15 protein-coding genes are annotated in these 17,611 nt (G+C 44.4%); 6 read left to right on the top strand and 9 right to left on the bottom strand.

Annotated elements, in window-relative coordinates; genetic code table 11:
• Positions 1-152 precede the first annotated feature (152 nt).
• The 5 genes from A0256_10145 to A0256_10125 form a co-directional block, all read right to left on the bottom strand.
• Positions 153-932 carry a 3-deoxy-8-phosphooctulonate synthase gene (locus A0256_10145; protein AMR31756.1) on the bottom strand — a complete coding sequence of 260 codons (780 nt, stop codon included), beginning with the start codon at positions 930-932 and terminating at the stop codon, positions 153-155.
• A complete protein-coding gene (locus A0256_10140; protein ID AMR31755.1) occupies positions 919-1,659 on the bottom strand; it encodes a hypothetical protein in 741 nt (246 codons plus the stop codon). The genes A0256_10145 and A0256_10140 overlap by 14 nt, the downstream gene beginning before the upstream one ends.
• Positions 1,656-2,591 (bottom strand): arabinose-5-phosphate isomerase, encoded by a 936-nt coding sequence (locus A0256_10135; GenBank protein ID AMR31754.1) that lies wholly within the window; start codon positions 2,589-2,591, stop codon positions 1,656-1,658. The genes A0256_10140 and A0256_10135 overlap by 4 nt, the downstream gene beginning before the upstream one ends.
• A 223-nt stretch (positions 2,592-2,814) precedes the next feature.
• Positions 2,815-4,110, bottom strand: coding sequence for a Vi polysaccharide biosynthesis protein VipA/TviB (locus tag A0256_10130; GenBank protein AMR31753.1), 1,296 nt, complete (start codon positions 4,108-4,110; stop codon positions 2,815-2,817).
• Between the two features lie 312 nt (positions 4,111-4,422).
• Positions 4,423-4,842 (bottom strand): RNA-binding protein, encoded by a 420-nt coding sequence (locus A0256_10125; GenBank protein ID AMR31752.1) that lies wholly within the window; start codon positions 4,840-4,842, stop codon positions 4,423-4,425.
• A gap of 406 nt (positions 4,843-5,248) precedes the next feature.
• On the opposite strand from A0256_10125, the gene A0256_10120 reads away from it, so the two are divergent.
• From A0256_10120 to A0256_10095, 6 genes are all read left to right on the top strand, one after another.
• Entirely contained in the window at positions 5,249-6,070 is an 822-nt protein-coding gene (locus tag A0256_10120; protein AMR31751.1) for a 2,3,4,5-tetrahydropyridine-2,6-dicarboxylate N-succinyltransferase, read from the top strand.
• Positions 6,071-6,152: 82 nt separating this feature from the next.
• Positions 6,153-7,280: a mannosyltransferase gene (locus A0256_10115; GenBank protein AMR31750.1), complete on the top strand. Its 1,128-nt coding sequence runs from the start codon at positions 6,153-6,155 to the stop codon at positions 7,278-7,280.
• Positions 7,273-7,839 carry a translation factor Sua5 gene (locus A0256_10110; protein ID AMR31749.1) on the top strand — a complete coding sequence of 189 codons (567 nt, stop codon included), beginning with the start codon at positions 7,273-7,275 and terminating at the stop codon, positions 7,837-7,839. Before A0256_10115 ends, A0256_10110 begins: the two co-directional genes overlap by 8 nt.
• Before the next feature lie 55 nt (positions 7,840-7,894).
• Positions 7,895-9,307, top strand: a complete 1,413-nt coding sequence (locus A0256_10105) for a tRNA nucleotidyltransferase (protein ID AMR31748.1) — start codon at positions 7,895-7,897, stop codon at positions 9,305-9,307.
• A gap of 37 nt (positions 9,308-9,344) precedes the next feature.
• Entirely contained in the window at positions 9,345-9,989 is a 645-nt protein-coding gene (locus A0256_10100; GenBank protein ID AMR31747.1) for a hypothetical protein, read from the top strand.
• A gap of 61 nt (positions 9,990-10,050) precedes the next feature.
• Positions 10,051-10,986 carry a tRNA dimethylallyltransferase gene (locus A0256_10095; GenBank protein AMR31746.1) on the top strand — a complete coding sequence of 312 codons (936 nt, stop codon included), beginning with the start codon at positions 10,051-10,053 and terminating at the stop codon, positions 10,984-10,986.
• A 23-nt stretch (positions 10,987-11,009) separates the two neighbouring features.
• On the opposite strand, the gene A0256_10090 is transcribed toward A0256_10095, so the two are convergent.
• The 4 genes from A0256_10090 to A0256_10075 all read right to left on the bottom strand — a co-directional run bounded on the left by A0256_10090 (position 11,010) and on the right by A0256_10075 (position 17,504).
• On the bottom strand, positions 11,010-11,873 hold the full coding sequence (locus tag A0256_10090; GenBank protein ID AMR31745.1) for a glucose-1-phosphate thymidylyltransferase: 864 nt from the start codon (positions 11,871-11,873) through the stop codon (positions 11,010-11,012).
• 5 nt (positions 11,874-11,878) lie between these two features.
• On the bottom strand, positions 11,879-12,742 hold the full coding sequence (locus A0256_10085) for an NAD(P)-dependent oxidoreductase (GenBank protein AMR31744.1): 864 nt from the start codon (positions 12,740-12,742) through the stop codon (positions 11,879-11,881).
• A 90-nt stretch (positions 12,743-12,832) separates the two neighbouring features.
• Entirely contained in the window at positions 12,833-13,150 is a 318-nt protein-coding gene (locus A0256_10080) for a hypothetical protein (GenBank protein AMR34501.1), read from the bottom strand.
• Between the two features lie 67 nt (positions 13,151-13,217).
• On the bottom strand, positions 13,218-17,504 hold the full coding sequence (locus A0256_10075) for a DNA-directed RNA polymerase subunit beta' (protein AMR31743.1): 4,287 nt from the start codon (positions 17,502-17,504) through the stop codon (positions 13,218-13,220).
• Between the last annotated feature and the right edge of the window lie 107 nt (positions 17,505-17,611).

Here is a 17,611-nt window from a genome sequence, read left to right as displayed (position 1 = left end):
GGTATGCAAGTTTTAGGTGGCGCATTGCCCGTTTTCAATCGTCACCACAAGGAACGAAGTAATCTATTAACTATACAGGGCGACTTTGCCAGACAGCTATTTGGCTTCGCGATTATTTCGTACCTCGCAATAACGGGTGGCAGTTAAAAACGCTAACTTATCAATGATTTAATCAATTCCTCCAGATCCTTCAGGTATAGCATATTAGGGCCGTCGCTCATCGCATGGTCCGGATCAGGGTGGGTTTCTATAAAATAGCCGCTGGCACCAAAGGCACGCGCAGCATGAGCCATGTTAGGTACAAACTTACGGTCGCCACCGGTTTTGCCACCTGCTCCGCCGGGGCGTTGCACCGAATGGGTACAATCCATACAAACCGGGTAACCGAATTCCTTCATATCATATATATTCCTGAAATCAACCACCAGGTTGTTGTAACCAAACGAGTTGCCACGTTCGGTCAGGATGATCTGGTCGTTACCTGCCTCTTTCACTTTTTGCGCCGGATAAAACATATCCTGGCCAGAAAGGAACTGGGCTTTCTTTACGTTCACCACCTTCCCGGTTTGCGCGGCTGCTACCAGCAGATCGGTTTGGCGGCAAAGGAATGCCGGGATCTGCAATATATCCACCACCTCCGCAGCTATGGCCGCCTGGAAGGGCTCATGAATATCCGTAGTTACCTCCAAGCCAAACTTCTCTTTTACCTTGTTCAGCATCTCCAGGCCTTTATCAATACCCGGCCCGCGATACGCGCTAATGCTGGTGCGGTTAGCTTTATCAAAAGATGATTTAAAAACCATCGTAACCGGGTACTTGCTCTTAATCTCCGCCACCTTATCGGCAACGGTATACAAAAGCTCCTGGTTCTCCATCACACAGGGGCCAACAATAAAAAAAGGTTTTTCGGTAATGTCTTTATATAATGCCATTGTTCGCTAATTTTTTACGTGCAAGTTCCAGGTCCTCAGGGGTGTCTATGCCCTTTTCAAAACCAGCAACTTCAATCATTTTAATTTTATAACCATTCTCTAAAGCCCGCAATTGTTCCAGCTTTTCCGATCCCTCTAAAAAAGATACCGGCAACCGAACAAATTCAGGCAGAAAATCCGCCCGGTAAGCGTAAACACCCATATGCTTTTTATACCCTGCAGCATCCTCCAGGATCTTATCCCGTGAATACGGGATCCTGAATCTCGAAAAATACAAAGCGTAGCCGTTTACATCTGTTACCACTTTAACCAGGTTGGGGTTATGCAGCTCATCCATACTTTCTACCGGGGCACAAACGCTGGCCATGGCAGCATCACTGTTTTGCATGGCATCAATCAACCTGTCAATAATGCTGGCATCAAAAAAAGGCTCGTCGCCCTGTACATTGATCACCATATCGCAGGGGATCTTCTCCACCACCTCAGCAATCCGGTCGGTACCGCTGGGGTGGCTCTCTTTGGTCATGACAACATTCGGCGTAAACTGTTTGCACAGGTTAAACACCACATCGCTATCAGCCGCTATCCAAACTTCCTGGTGCAGCTTGGCTTGAATGCAAGCTTCATACACCCGTTGGATAACAGTTTTCCCGCCCAGATCAAGCATAACCTTATCCGGCAAACGGGTAGATTTTAAACGGGCTGGGATTACAATTATGGTTTTCATACCTGGTTAAAAATCTGGTAAACACCTGTTACTTTATCCCCGGCATCCTTTACCAGCAACGTGGTTATTTTCCGCTCCAGCATCAATGCCTCGGCATCGTATATCAGCAGATTATCATTTACAATAATGGGATTTCCGTTCATGATCGTGGTGATTGGCAATTGCTGCAGGTTATTATATTTAACTAACCCGCGGCGCAAGTCACCGTCCGTTACTACGCCGACTACCCTATCCGCCGTACCCAGTACCACCATGCCCAGTTTCCCTTCCGACATGCGGATGATGAGCTGTGTAAACGTAGCATCTTCCTCCAAAAAAGGCAGGTTATCGGTTCGCATCAAATCTTTTACTTTCACTAAAAGCTTTCTGCCTAAACGGCCACCGGGATGGAACCTCGCAAAATCATCGGGACTAAAATCTCTCGCTGTCATCAATGCTACAGCAAGCGCATCCCCCATTACCAAAGTGGCCGTGGTAGACGAGGTTGGCGCCAGCTCCAGGGGACAAGCCTCTTGTTTAATCCCTACATTTAAATGGTAAGTGGCATTTTTTGCCAATGTAGATTCGGGGTTGCCGGTGATGGCTATTGATAGGTTTTTGTGCCACTTTATAAACGGCACCAGTTTAAGCACTTCTTCTGTTTCGCCGGAGTAGGATAAGATCAGGATAATATCGTTCTCCCCTACCATGCCCAAATCGCCATGGAATGCTTCGGCAGGGTGCATAAAAAAGCTTTGTGTACCAGTGCTGGTGAGCGTGGCCGAAATCTTTTTACCGATATGCCCGCTTTTGCCCATGCCGCAAACAACCAGCTTTCCTTTCGATTGCAGAATAGCCTCCACAGCCTGCGAAAACTGTTCATCTATCATAGATGCCACATGCTGCAATGATTCAATCTCTATATCAAATACTTTTTGGGCGATACTCTTCATTGGCTATAAAAGCTCCGATGCTTTGGAAGCTGCAATAATACTCAAAAAATCACATAGCATAAAGGCGGTAAGCGGTGGGCTGCTTCGCTTTTACAAGTGCACAAGTCATACCTGCAAGCCAAATTCAACTTAACACAACTTAACGTAATTTAAAATCAACTCTTTATAAAAAACTGACTGTCAATTAATTGTAAAAACGATCAAATCAGGATGCTAATCCTCATTACAAACGGGCATCTACGATATCCCGGTTTAAAAAAGCTTTGGTATCGTAAATAACGCTGCCGCTGCCGTTGGTGATCGTCGTAAAATCAATTTCCAGAAACTCCCGGTGGGCTACTGCTAAAATGATGGCATCGTACTGCTTTTCTATCGCCGGGATCATCTCGATATCGTATACCTGTTTCACCTTTTCAGGGTCAGCCCAGGGATCGTATACGTCTACGTTGATACCGAAGGCTTTCAATTCAGTGCAGATGTCAACCACCTTGCTGTTGCGCACATCGCTGCAATTTTCTTTAAAGGTGATGCCAAGCATCAGCGCATTGGCCTGTGAAATATCATGCCCTTTTGCAATCAGCAGCTTTATGACCTTGCCTGCCACAAATTCGCCCATAATATCATTTACCCTGCGCCCGGAAAGGATCACCTGAGGCTGGTAACCTAAAGACTCGGCCTTATGGGCCAGGTAGTAGGGATCTACCCCGATGCAATGGCCGCCAACCAGGCCGGGTTTATATTTCAAAAAGTTCCATTTGGTAGCAGCCGCTTCCAAAACATCATTGGTATCGATACCCATCCGGTCAAAGATCAGCGCCAGTTCGTTTACGAACGAGATATTTACATCACGCTGGGCATTTTCAATCGCTTTTGACGCTTCGGCCACCCTGATGCTCGGCGCTTTATGAGTGCCCGCTTCTATAATAGATGCGTACAGGTCATCCACCCGTTGCGCAACCTCCGGGGTAGAGCCGCTGGTCACCTTTTTAATTTTGGTAAGGGTATTGATCTTATCGCCTGGATTGATCCGCTCAGGTGAATAGCCGGCAAAAAAGTCTTCGTTAAATTTCAGTCCGGATGCCTGTTCCAATACCGGGATGCAATCTTCTTCGGTACAGCCCGGGTACACGGTAGATTCGTAGATCACCAGGTCGCCGGGTTTTAAAACAGTACCTAACATTTCCGATGCCTTTAAAAGCGGACCCAGATCAGGTGCTTTGAACTGATCGATAGGTGTTGGTACAGTTACAATATAGGTATTACAATTGTTCAGTTCCTCCACATCAGCCGAGATCTTCAACCCGGCGGTAGCGGAATGTTTCATTACCGTTTGCAGATCATCCGCGTTGGCTTCCTGGGTACGGTCGGTTCCAAGGCTCAGCTCCAGCACACGCTGTTCATCGGTATCGAAACCTAATACATTATATTTTTTGGCGAACTCAATAGCCAGCGGCAGGCCCACGTAGCCCAAACCTATTACCGCTATTTTAAATTCTGAAGCCTGGTAGCTGTCTTTCATGTAGATAGATTAACACAGCCGGCAGCATTTTGTGCGCGGGCGGTTATAAAGGGCCAAAAATAGGGATAAATTCTAACATCCGTTTTGATAAAGAGCGGCGTGAGAGGGGTTCGGGCAGGTAGCACCTAAGGAGCTTTAAGAAATTATTTTAACGGCTATAAACACCTGGCTCCTGCAGCGCCTAACGCACTTGCGCTCCGGAGAAGTAACGTGTTGTAGTAAAAAGACGATAATATTTTATCCGTAGGTGCGGCATCAGCAATTTGCGGATCATTATCATTTACTAATGTGTTGACTACTTCCTAACTCATTTTATTCATCTTTACGCTCCTCTTCCGGTTTATCAAACAAATTATCCTTCAGGTCATCTGTTTCGCGGCGATCGCGTTTAGTGGGGCGGCCGGTGCCGCGGTCACGTTTTAACAGCGGCGCATGGAACATCGATTTAAAGGCCACCGTTTGCTCTACCGGGGTAAGGTCCTGGTAAAAGTTTACGGCAGTTTTGGCATCTACCCTGTTCTCTAATAAACCGCCTACCATAATGATCTTCCGATCTGGCCCTTTGGAGATCTGGTAGGTTTCGCCAACGCGCACCTCGTGGGCCGGTTTGATATTGGTGCCATTTAATTTTACACGGCCAGCCTTGCAGGCATCAGAAGCCAGTGTACGCGTTTTAAACATGCGGATGGCCCACAAATATTTATCGATTCTTAATTTTTCTTTTTCAGGCATAATATTATCAATACAGCTTTGCGCGTAAAGCGCCTTAACAACCCCTCAACATTATAAATTACTTCGCAGTCAGAATAACCCGTCATTTTTCTTTATCCAGTGTATAACCTTCTCTTCAGTTAACTTGTTTGCACTGTAATAATGGGTAACGTAATATACGGTATGGTCACAACCAATTGCTCAAGTTTGTCGTTTACAAAATCAAACAATTCTACAAATTCAGCGACAGGAATGGGCAGGCCACTCAAAAAATTGTTCTTCCTGTTTTTTTGTAATTTACTATTTTAAGAAAGTTCTTCCGTTTCTTATCAGACATAATCACCCTGTTATTTAATATTTTAATCCTTGGCTACAGCAATGACAAACAAATCTCCCCAAAAATCCTTTAATTTGACAAAATTTATTTTTGATAATGCAAGAACTTAAAAAACTGATAGAAGAAGCCTGGGAAAATCGTACGCTGCTGAGCGAGAACGACTACATCAATGCTATAAATACGGTTATCGATCGCCTGGATAAAGGTGAGATGCGCGTTGCCGAACTGATTGGCACCCGCTGGCATACTAACGACTGGATCAAGAAAGCCGTGATCTTATACTTCCCTACCCGTGCCATGGAAGAAATTAAAACCGGCCCTTTTGTGTTTCATGATAAAATGAAACTGAAGACCAACTACAAAGAGCTTGGTGTACGCGTGGTACCTCATGGTATTGCCCGTTATGGTGCTTACCTGGCTAAAGGCGTTATCATGATGCCATCGTACGTAAACATTGGTGCTTATGTGGATGAAGGCACAATGGTGGATACCTGGGCTACTGTAGGTTCCTGCGCGCAGATTGGTAAGCATGTACATTTGAGTGGTGGTGTTGGTATCGGTGGTGTGTTAGAGCCGGTGCAGGCTGCCCCTGTTATCATTGAGGATAATTGCTTCCTTGGATCACGTGCTATTGTTGTTGAAGGTGTCCACGTAGAATCTGAGGCGGTTTTAGGTGCTAATGTAGTACTTACTGCATCAACCAAAATAATAGATGTTACAGGGCCAGAGCCAATTGAATATAAAGGCCGAGTGCCTGCGCGTTCGGTAGTGATACCAGGCTCATACGCCAAGAAATTTGCCGCCGGCGAATACCAGGTGCCTTGTGCGCTGATCATCGGCACGCGTAAAGAATCTACTGATAAAAAGACATCGCTGAATGATGCTTTAAGGGAAAATAACGTAGCCGTATAATATAGATTTGAGATGTGAGATATGAGATTTGAGATTAAACTTTTCTTCTGTCTCACATCTCATATCTAATATCTCACATTTAATGAAACTTGGATACGATGCCAAACGTGCGTTTTTAAACAATACCGGCCTGGGTAACTTTAGCCGGTGGCTGATAAAAACCACGGCGGAGCATTATCCTGAAAACGCCTACCTGCTATACACGCCGAAACTTAAACCCAACAAGTGGCGTAACTTTTTCGATCAATTTCCCGGCATCAGTATCATCACCCCTAAGGGAAAATACCTAACCGCCTTGTGGCGTAGTAAGGGCATTGTGAGTAACCTTGAAAAAGACGGCATCGATCTTTACCACGGCTTAAGTTATGAACTCCCCATTGGCATTGATAACACCCGTATAAAATCGGTTGTGAGTATTCACGATCTCATTTTTTTGCGTTTTCCGCAATACTATGGCTTCATAGACAGACTGATCTACACCGCCAAAACCAAACGTGCCTGCAAAACGGCGCACCGAATTATCGCCATCAGCGAACGTACCAAACAGGATCTTGTTGAGTTGCTGAACATTGACACCAACAAAATTGACGTAGTCTATCAAGGCTGCGCTCCGGAGTTTGCGCTGAAGCAATCAGCAGACAAACTTGCAGCCGTTAAGCAAAAGTACCATCTGCCGGATAGCTTTATATTAAACGTAGGAACAATAGAAGAGCGTAAGAACCTGTTGCTGCTGGCAAAAGCATTAGCTTACACCAAAACGAATACAAACGCTGTGGTTGTAGGTAAGCCTACCGGCTACCTGGATAAAGTAAAAGTTTTCCTGGCTTCGCGGGGATTGGCTGATAGTGTTACATTTTTGCACGATGTGAGCTTTGATGATCTTCCGGCAATTTACCAATTGGCGAAACTATTTGTCTACCCATCGCGTTACGAGGGGTTTGGTATCCCCGTACTCGAGGCGCTGGTTTCCGGCATTCCGGTTATTGCAGCAACGGGTTCATGCCTGGAGGAAGCGGGAGGACCATTTAGCCGGTATGTTGGGCCGGATGACGTACAAGGCTTGGCGAAAGCAATAGACGAGGTATTGAGCGATGGAAATTTGCAGCAGCAAATGATAAAAGAAGGGCTGGCCTATGCCCAACGGTTTGAAGACCGTAACTTAGCGGCGCAAATGATGAACATATACAATAAGGTAACCCGCCATGCTTAAGGACGAAGTAAATAAAGCACTTAAAGTGATCCAGGAGGGCGGCATCATCCTTTACCCTACCGATACCATCTGGGGTATTGGCTGCGATGCCACCAATACCGAGGCCGTAAAAAAGATCTTCGCCCTTAAACAGCGTGAGGAAAGCAAAAGTATGATCATTCTTATCGATACCGATAATAAGCTGCAAAGCTATATTACCGAGGTACCGGAGATTGCTTATCAATTAATTGAGTATGCAGAAAATCCGCTTACACTGGTAATGCCAGGCGCCCGTAACATCTCCCCTTCCCTGATAGCCGAAGACGGCAGCGTGGGCGTACGGGTAAGCAGTCACCCGTTTTGCCAGCAGCTCATCCAACGGTTGCGCAAACCAATCGTGTCTACTTCTGCTAATATAAGCGGCCATCCCTCGCCTGAATATTTTGGGAAGATAGAGCAGGAAATTATTGACGGAGTGGATTACGTGGTCGATATTGACCAGTACAGCACCGAAGTGAAGAAGCCAAGCACCATTATGCGGCTGGACCCTAATGGCAGTTTTGAATTTATTCGCCGTTAATTTTTAATATCCTTAAATTTACGGCGTCCCATATAGTTGCATTGCGGCTTTATTTATGAAAAAACACCTGCAACATCCCGTATTTTCTGTTATTTCGAAGCTTGCTGCAGAACATAATGTTCAGGCATATGCTATTGGAGGATATGTGCGCGATATTTTTTTAAACCGCCCTTCTAAAGATATCGATGTTGTTGTTTTGGGTAATGGCATTGCCTTTGCCGAAGCTGTTGCCGCAAAGCTGAATGTCAAAGTATCGGTTTTTAAAAACTTTGGTACGGCTATGCTGCGATACCAGGACGTGGAAGTGGAGTTTGTAGGTGCCCGCAAGGAAAGCTACCGCTCGGAATCGCGCAAGCCTATTGTAGAGAATGGCACCCTGGACGACGATCAAAAACGCCGCGACTTTACCATTAACGCATTAGCCATCACCTTGCACCAGGATAATTATGGCATGTTGGTCGATCCTTTTAATGGCATTGCAGATATTGAACAGAAACTGATCCGCACGCCGCTTAACCCGATAGAAACGTTTTCAGATGACCCCTTGCGCATGATGCGCGCCATCCGGTTTGCATCGCAGCTGAATTTCCGGATTGATGATGAGGCTATTGCTGCTATCAAAAGCAATTTAAGCCGCATCAACATCGTATCGCAGGAGCGCATAACAGATGAGTTGAACAAGATCATCCTATCCCAAAAGCCATCCATTGGCTTTAATTATTTGTTTGATACGGGTCTACTTCACCTAATTTTTCCACAAATGGTGGCACTTTACGGGGTGGAGATCATCAACGGTAAGGGTCACAAGGATAATTTTTACCATACGCTGCAGGTATTGGATAATATCTGCGAAACAACCGATGACCTTTGGCTGCGCTGGGCGGCCATATTGCATGATATTGCTAAGCCCCCTACCAAGCGTTTTGAACCCGGCCACGGCTGGACGTTTCACGGACACGAAGATAAAGGCGCACGCATGGTACCGAAGATCTTCGCACAGCTCAAATTGCCGCTGAACGAGAAAATGAAATTTGTGCAGAAACTGGTGCAACTGCATTTGCGGCCCATCGTTTTGTCGCAGTCTATCGTTACCGATTCGGCAGTACGCCGTTTACTTTTTGAGGCGGGAGAGGACATAGAACCATTAATGCTGTTGTGTAAAGCAGACGTGACCACGAAAAACGAATACAAGGTTAAAAAGTATCGTAACAATTTCGAACTGGTATTGCAAAAACTGAAAGATGTTGAAGAGCGCGACAGCATCCGCAACTGGCAGCCGCCGGTTACCGGGCTGGATATCATGCAGCTTTTTGGCATTGGAGAGGGCCGCGAAGTGGGAATTATTAAAAATAAGATCCGTGAGGCTATACTGGAGGGCGAAATTCCTAATAGTCGCGAAGCAGCAATAAATTTTACAATTGAAAAAGGCCTGGAAATTGGCTTGAAAGTTGCGGCGCACTCAAATTAAATTAAAACATTATTATTTTTGACAAAATTTACAAAAAATGGCACTATATAGGTTCAGGGTTACTTTTGAGGATTATGACGAGGTTAGCCGGGATATCGACGTAAAATCAAACCAAACGTTCGAGGATCTGCACCGCGCTATTCACCAAAGCACCGGTTACAATCCTGAATTCCCTTCTTCGTTTTATATCAGTAATGACCAGTGGATGAAAGGTGAAGAGATCACCTACCTGCCCAATAAAAAAAGGGTTGACAGGAAGATCCCGCTGATGGAAAAAATAAAACTGAGCAGTTTTATAGATGACCCGCACCAAAAATTTTATTATACCTTCAACTTCGACCGCCCTTTTGATTTCCATGTGGAACTCATGAAAATTATTTTAGATGAAACACCGGGTGTTACCTATCCATTAGTTGTACGCTCTGCCGGTGAAGCACCTAAACAATTCGGTAACGTGTTTAACACCACGGCAGAAGCAGTTGCTACCGAAGACGAGGATAACGATTTTATAGCGGAGATGCTTTATAACCCTGAGGATGCCGAAGATTTTTCTGAAGTGACTGATACAGGTATAGACGACCCGGAAGAAGATAAAAAAGAGGAAGAAGAAGAGGATGAATTCGGCTTTGGCGACGATGAGTTTGAAGACGAAGACAAACCCAGCCGACACGATGATTATTAATAGCTAATACTACAATTTAATTTAGTCCATGGACCATAGACTGTGGACCATGGACTAAACTATGAGCACAGCCCCCCCAACCCTTATCGTCATAGCAGGCCCCACCGCATCGGGTAAAACAGCCGCCGCTATCCGCGTTGCACAACATCTTGATACCGTTATCATTTCTGCAGATTCAAGGCAATTCTTCAGGGAAATGTCCATAGGTACAGCTAAACCTACTCCAGATGAACTGGCCGCTGCTCCCCACTATTTTATCAACTCACATTCGGTAACAGAAAGTTTTTCGGTTGGTGATTTTGAGCGCGAATGCCTGGCGCTACTGGATGACCTTTTTAAAAAAAAGCAGGTAGTTATTCTGGCAGGCGGTTCGGGTTTATACATCAAAGCGATCTGTGAAGGTTTCGACAACATTCCGGATGCCAACCCTGCTATACGCGAGCGATTAAATAACGAGCTTGCTGAAAAGGGCATTGCGCCATTGCAGGAACGATTGAAAACCATAGACTCCGCTTATTACGCCGAGGTCGATATCAGCAATCCACAGCGGGTAATTCGCGCTTTAGAGGTATACGAAAGTTCAGGCCAGCCTTTTTCCTCTTTTCGCACCGCAAAAACCAACCAGCGGCCCTTCAATATTGTGAAGATTGGGTTGGATTTACCCCGGGAGATACTATACCACAGGATTAATCAGCGGGTGGACCTGATGCTGGATGAAGGATTGGTTGAGGAAGTAAAGTCGCTCACATCCTACCGAACGTTAAACGCACTAAACACGGTTGGCTATAGTGAAATATTTGAATATCTTAATGGTAAAACCGACTTAGCTGACGCCGTTGGGCTCATTAAACAAAATACCCGCCGCTTTGCTAAAAGGCAAATGACCTGGTTTAGGAAAGACAAAGAAATAGTTTGGGTAGATGCGTTAGGACCAAATTTGTTGAATCAAATCCTGACTGCTGTTAACGAAAAAGCCCAGCTTAAAAAGCCAGGCTAATATTCTTTCTGTTGGTGAGCAAACTATTGATCGAGCAGTGACTGCAAATACGCCCCATAACCGCTCTTGATATATTTCTGAACAAGCACTTTCAACTGCTCATCATCAATAAAACCCATCGCGTAAGCAACTTCCTCAATACAGCCAATTTTACGCGACTGGCGTTTTTCTATCACCCGTACAAATTCAGTAGCATCGCTTAATGAATCAAAGGTGCCGGTATCTAACCAGGCTGTGCCACGGTCCATTACGCCAACTTTAAGGTTACCCTGTTCCAGGTAAACGCGGTTAACGTCGGTTATTTCATATTCGCCACGTGGCGACATAGGGATATCTCTGGCAATTGCGACAACACTATTATCGTAAAAATAAAGTCCGGGAACGGCAAACTTCGATTTAGGTTTAACCGGTTTCTCTTCTATCGATATAGCTTTAAATTCAGCATCAAACTCCACTACACCATAACGCTCCGGATCTGCCACCGGGTAGGCAAATATTGCAGCTCCATCCAAATCATTAAAACTTTGGATCAAACGGCTGAAGCCCGATCCGTAAAAGATGTTGTCACCAAGTACCAGGGCTACTTTATCGTTACCAATAAAATCCGCGCCGATAACAAAAGCCTGGGCAAGGCCATTCGGTTTCTCCTGTATAGCATATTCAAAACGGCAACCCAGTTCTTCACCGGTGCCCAACAAACGCACAAAGCCGGGGTTATCTTCGGCAGTAGTGATAATGAGGATCTCTTTTATACCAGCCAGCATTAATACCGACAGCGGATAGTAGATCATTGGCTTATCATAAATGGGCATTAACTGTTTGCTAATGGCCTTGGTTATGGGATAAAGCCTGGTGCCCGATCCTCCTGCTAATATGATACCCTTCATTGTGTTTAGTTTAGTTGTTTTATTTTGTTAATGCAAACTTGCAGACTATCTCTCCAATACGGAATTTCAATGCCAAATGTTTTCTTTACTTTGGTTTTATCCATTACGGAGTACGGAGGCCTCACTGCCCTTGTGGGATAATCACTCGTAGGAATAGGTATCACCTTTACGTCGAAACCGGAAATCTCAAAGATAGCCTTTGAAAAATCGTACCAGGACGCTATACCCTCGTTGCTATAGTGATATATACCGTAGGCAGAACTGCCGGAAGTAATTATATTGATAATGAAGGCGGCGAGATCTATGGCGTAAGTTGGAGTACCTGCCTGGTCGGCTATTATTTTAAGCTCCGGTCGTTCACTGCCTAGGCGAAGCATTGTTTTAACATAGTTGTTAGCAAATTCCGAATAAAGCCATGAAGTGCGCACGATAAAGTATTTATTGATAAAGCCCGGGATAACCTGCTCACCATCCAGCTTTGTTTGCCCGTAAACGCCTATTGGGGCAGTTATATCATTTTCGTTTAAAGGCGATGATTTATCACCTTTAAAAACAAAATCGGTTGAAACCTGCACCAAAACCGTACCATGCTGTGCGCAACAACGGGCCAAATTTTCTGCCCCGGTTTTGTTTATCTGTTCAGCTATTTCGGCATCATCCTCTGCCTTGTCTACCGCGGTATAAGCAGCGCAGTTAATTGCGTAAGCAGGCTTATGTTTAGCAAATAAAAGATTCAGGGCGTCCAAATCTAAAATATTGGCTTGGGCCCTATCCGGGAACACGAAAAAATCAAGTTTTTCATCACCGGCTAATTTTTTGAAGCATTGGCCTAATTGACCGGCAGCGCCAAAAACTATGGTTTTATTCATTCGTAGATGTTGTTTAGTCCGTAGTTTATTGTTGATCCACCACGGTTAGAAATATGCAGATTCGATTTGATCAAATATGGAAGGATTTGTCTAAGCTTGTCCTATCGGGCCGCCGAAGCTCATTGGAAATCCACCCCCATTGGGGTCGTTGCCAATCTTGATCCGGCCATTTGCAGCTTCAAACTTTTCAAGGTTATCTTCCAGGGCAGTTAAAAGCCTTTTGGCATGCTCCGGAGTTAATATGATCCTTGATTTAACTTTGGCTTTGGGAACGCCCGGCATTACCCTGATGAAGTCGAGCACAAACTCTGAACTCGAGTGTGTAATGATGGCAAGGTTAGCATACACACCTTCTGCAACTTCTTCAGAAAGTTCAATATTAAGCTGGTTTTCGTTCTGTTCTTCCATGGTATTAAAAATAGCAAAGCCTTCTATTTTCATAGAAGGCTTTGCAAAAGTATTTAAAAAAAACTGATTAAGCTTCTACTTCTTCAGTTTTTGAAGCCATCAGGCGATCAAACTCTTCCTGAGAACCTACGCGGATATTTTCGTATTCGCGTAAACCTGTTCCTGACGGAATTAAGTGACCCACAATTACGTTTTCTTTCAAGCCCAGCATATTGTCTTTTTTACCTGCTATGGCTGCTTCGTTCAGTACTTTGGTAGTTTCCTGGAACGATGCGGCTGAAATAAACGATTTGGTACCTAATGATGCTCTTGTGATACCTTGTAACATCGGGCTGGAAGTTGCTGCAATTGCATCCCTTACCTCTACTAATCTCGCATCCTTACGTTTCAGGATTGAGTTTTCGTCCCTTAGTTTTCTTAAAGAAACAATCTGACCTACTTTTAAGTTGGCAGAATCACCTTGCTCGGTAACTACCTTCTTATCAAACATCTCGTCGTTTTCAATCATAAAGTCCCAGCTATCAACTGCTTCCCTTTCAAGGAAACGAGTATCACCTGCATCTTCAATGGCAACTTTCTGCATCATCTGGTGAACAATCACCTCAAAGTGCTTGTCGTTGATCTTCACACCCTGTAAACGGTATACTTCCTGGATACCGTTAACCAAGTACTCCTGCACTGCTGCAGGGCCTTTGATGGCAAGTATATCTGCCGGAGAGATAGAACCGTCTGACAATGGCATACCAGCTTTAACAAAGTCGTTATCCTGTACAAGGATGTGCTTAGATAAAGGCACCAGGTATTTTTTCACCTGGCCGTCTTTACTTTCTATAGTGATCTCGCGGTTACCACGTTTCACACCACCTAAAGTTACCACACCGTCAATCTCGGTTACTACAGCAGGGTTAGATGGGTTACGTGCTTCAAATAACTCGGTTACACGTGGTAAACCACCTGTAATATCTCGTGTTTTACCAGTTGAACGAGGGATTTTCGCAATAACCTGTCCGGTTTGCAGTTTCTCACCTTCTTCAACAGAAATGTGGGCTCCTACCGGGATGTTGTATCCTTTAATGATATTACCTTTTGAATCAGCTATCTGGATAACCGGGTTTTTAGTTTTGTCCCTGGTATCGATAATAACTTTTTCACGGTGACCTGTTTGCTCATCACTTTCCTCACGGAACGTGATACCTTCCAATACTGCCTCAAAAGTGGTAATACCGGCAAACTCAGATATGATCACCGCATTGTACGGATCCCATGAACAGATACGGTCGCCTTTAGCAATTTTAGCACCATCTTTCACATACAGGTATGAACCGTATGGAATGTTGTTGGTTACGATGATTTTGTTGGTACCCGGCTCGATGATACGGAATTCGCCTGAACGGCCTAACACCACTTCAACATTTTCTTCGTCGGTTTTGTACTCAACGGTACGTACGTTTTCAAATTCAATGATACCTTCAAACCTTGCGTTGATCTGTGATTCAGCAGCAATGTTAGAGGCGGTACCACCCACGTGGAATGTACGTAAAGTTAACTGTGTACCCGGCTCACCAATTGACTGTGCTGCAATTACACCTACTGCCTCACCTTTTTGCACGCGTTTACCACTTGCAAGGTTACGGCCGTAGCATAACGTACATACACCTCTGCGGCTTTCGCAGGTTAATACCGAACGGATCTCAATACCTTCTAAAGGTGAATTTTCTATCTTCTTACCAATTTCTTCCGTGATATCATGCCCTGCAGTTACCAACAGTTCGCCGGTAATCGGGTCATGAACATCATGAAGTGTAGTACGACCTAAAATACGATCGTATAATGGTTCAACGATATCCTCGTTATCTTTTAATGCAGTTGTGTAGATACCACGTAAGGTACCGCAATCAACCTCACCAACGATCATATCCTGCGCAACGTCATGCAACCTACGTGTTAAGTAACCAGCATCCGCTGTTTTCAACGCCGTATCCGCCAAACCTTTACGCGCACCGTGGGTAGAAATAAAGTACTCTAATACCGACAAACCTTCTTTAAAGTTTGAAAGAATAGGGTTTTCAATAATTTCACCACCTGAACCTGATTTTTGCGGCTTAGCCATCAAACCACGCATACCTGCAAGCTGACGGATCTGCTCTTTAGAACCACGCGCACCCGAATCAAGCATCATATATACAGAGTTGAAACCCTGGTTATCGTTGCTGAGGATGTTCATCACATTCGCAGTTAAGCGATTGTTGATACGTGTCCAGATATCAATGATCTGGTTGTAACGCTCGTTGTTGGTAATGAAACCCATGTTATAGTTACCCATAACATCTTCTACTTCTTTAGAAGCCTGGGCGATCAGCGTCACTTTTTCCTCCGGAATATTAATATCCTTCAGGTTAAATGATAAACCACCCTGGAATGCCATTTTAAAGCCTAACTCCTTAATATCATCAAGGAATTGTGCTGCGCGTGCCATACCGGTCATTTTAACAACCTCACCAATGATATCACGCAGTGATTTCTTGGTTAATAGTTCGTTAATGTAACCAACTTCTTCAGGCACGTGTTCGTTAAATAAAACGCGGCCTACCGTAGTTTCAATTATTTTAGAAACGATGTTACCATCGCGTTCTTTAATTTTTCCTTTAACCTTGATAAAGGCGTGCAGATCGATCTTTCTTTCGTTGTAAGCGATGATCACTTCTTCAGAAGAATAGAACGTTAAGTCTTGTCCTTTTACCACACGTCCTTCATCTGTTTTGCGGCCTTTGGTTATGTAGTACAAACCAAGCACCATGTCCTGAGAAGGTACTGTAATTGGCGTACCGTTAGCAGGGTTTAAGATGTTGTGTGATGCAAGCATCAATACCTGGGCTTCCAAAATTGCTGCGTTACCTAGGGGTACGTGCACAGCCATCTGGTCACCGTCAAAATCCGCGTTAAAGGCGGTACAGGTTAACGGGTGCAATTGTATTGCCTTACCTTCTACCAGTTTTGGCTGGAAAGCCTGAATACCCAACCTGTGCAGTGTAGGCGCACGGTTTAATAATACAGGGTGGCCTTTTAATACGTTTTCCAAAATATCCCAAACTAACGGGTCTTTACGGTCAACAATCTTTTTGGCAGATTTTACTGTTTTAACCACACCACGCTCAATCATCTTGCGAATGATAAATGGTTTAAACAACTCAGCAGCCATATCTTTTGGTAAACCGCATTCGTGTAATTTAAGGTTTGGACCTACAACAATTACCGAACGTGCCGAATAATCCACACGTTTACCAAGCAAGTTCTGACGGAAACGGCCTTGTTTACCTTTCAGGATATCCGAAAGTGACTTCAATGCACGGTTACCTTCAGTTTTTACTGCATTTACTTTACGTGAGTTATCAAATAACGAATCTACAGCTTCCTGTAACATACGTTTTTCGTTACGCAAAATAACTTCCGGTGCTTTGATCTCGATCAAACGTTTTAAACGATTGTTACGGATAATTACACGGCGGTATAAATCGTTCAAATCGGAAGTAGCAAAACGGCCACCTTCCAATGGAACCAACGGACGCAATTCTGGTGGAATAACCGGAACGATCTTAACGATCATCCACTCAGGGTTGTTCTCTATCCTTGTTTTTGCATCACGGAACGCCTCAACAACCTGTAAACGCTTTAAAGCTTCGTTTTTACGTTGCTGTGAAGTTTCATTTGCAGCCTGATGACGCAGGTTGTATGATAACTGATCAAGGTCAAGGCGTTTTAGCAAATCTTCTAAAGCCTCGGCACCCATCTTAGCCACAAATTTCTGTGGGTCTTTATCATCCAGGTATTGGTTTTCTTTTGGTAAAGTATCCAATACATCCAGGTATTCTTCTTCTGTAAGGAAATCCATACGGGAAATACCGTCAGATTCTTTAATACCCGGCTGAATTACTACATAACGCTCGTAGTAAATGATCAGATCCAGTCTTTTTGTTGGTAAGCCCAGCAGGTAACCAATTTTATTTGGCAACGAGCGGAAGTACCAGATATGTGCAACTGGCACCACAAGGTTAATGTGGCCCATACGCTCACGACGTACTTTTTTCTCAGTTACTTCAACACCGCAACGGTCGCACACGATACCTTTGTAACGGATACGTTTGTATTTACCGCAATGGCACTCGTAATCCTTCACCGGGCCGAATATACGCTCGCAGAATAAACCATCACGCTCAGGCTTATAAGTCCTGTAGTTGATGGTCTCCGGTTTCAAAACTTCACCGCTTGAACGCTCCAAAATAGATTCCGGAGAAGCTAAACTGATCGTAATCGTGGTGAAATTACTTTTGATTTTATTATCTTTTTTGTAAGACATAGTCTCCCTTTTTTTTAATTGTTGAATTAGCGATTTAGTGAATTAGTGAATTGAATCACCTGCTTTACTATAATTGAATTAGTGAGCGAATGAACCCGATTTTACAA

It is taken from the genome of Mucilaginibacter sp. PAMC 26640 (assembly GCA_001596135.1).
Lineage (GTDB): Bacteria > Bacteroidota > Bacteroidia > Sphingobacteriales > Sphingobacteriaceae > Mucilaginibacter.
Note: the sequence above shows the minus strand (reverse complement) of the source record. Positions and strands in the feature narration are given on the sequence as shown.

Bases quoted from the DNA above. Each gene is read 5' to 3' on its own strand.
- A0256_10115 (AMR31750.1), top strand. From the start codon at position 6,153: ATGAAACTTGGATACGATGCCAAACGTGCGTTTTTAAACAATACCGGC.
- A0256_10130 (AMR31753.1), bottom strand. From the start codon at position 4,110: ATGAAAGACAGCTACCAGGCTTCAGAATTTAAAATAGCGGTAATAGGT.
- A0256_10095 (AMR31746.1), top strand. From the start codon at position 10,051: ATGAGCACAGCCCCCCCAACCCTTATCGTCATAGCAGGCCCCACCGCA.
- A0256_10085 (AMR31744.1), bottom strand. From the start codon at position 12,742: ATGAATAAAACCATAGTTTTTGGCGCTGCCGGTCAATTAGGCCAATGC.
- A0256_10080 (AMR34501.1), bottom strand. From the start codon at position 13,150: ATGGAAGAACAGAACGAAAACCAGCTTAATATTGAACTTTCTGAAGAA.
- A0256_10105 (AMR31748.1), top strand. From the start codon at position 7,895: ATGAAAAAACACCTGCAACATCCCGTATTTTCTGTTATTTCGAAGCTT.
- A0256_10145 (AMR31756.1), bottom strand. From the start codon at position 932: ATGGCATTATATAAAGACATTACCGAAAAACCTTTTTTTATTGTTGGC.
- A0256_10135 (AMR31754.1), bottom strand. From the start codon at position 2,591: ATGAAGAGTATCGCCCAAAAAGTATTTGATATAGAGATTGAATCATTG.
- A0256_10090 (AMR31745.1), bottom strand. From the start codon at position 11,873: ATGAAGGGTATCATATTAGCAGGAGGATCGGGCACCAGGCTTTATCCC.
- A0256_10125 (AMR31752.1), bottom strand. From the start codon at position 4,842: ATGCCTGAAAAAGAAAAATTAAGAATCGATAAATATTTGTGGGCCATC.
- A0256_10075 (AMR31743.1), bottom strand. From the start codon at position 17,504: ATGTCTTACAAAAAAGATAATAAAATCAAAAGTAATTTCACCACGATT.
- A0256_10110 (AMR31749.1), top strand. From the start codon at position 7,273: ATGCTTAAGGACGAAGTAAATAAAGCACTTAAAGTGATCCAGGAGGGC.
- A0256_10100 (AMR31747.1), top strand. From the start codon at position 9,345: ATGGCACTATATAGGTTCAGGGTTACTTTTGAGGATTATGACGAGGTT.
- A0256_10140 (AMR31755.1), bottom strand. From the start codon at position 1,659: ATGAAAACCATAATTGTAATCCCAGCCCGTTTAAAATCTACCCGTTTG.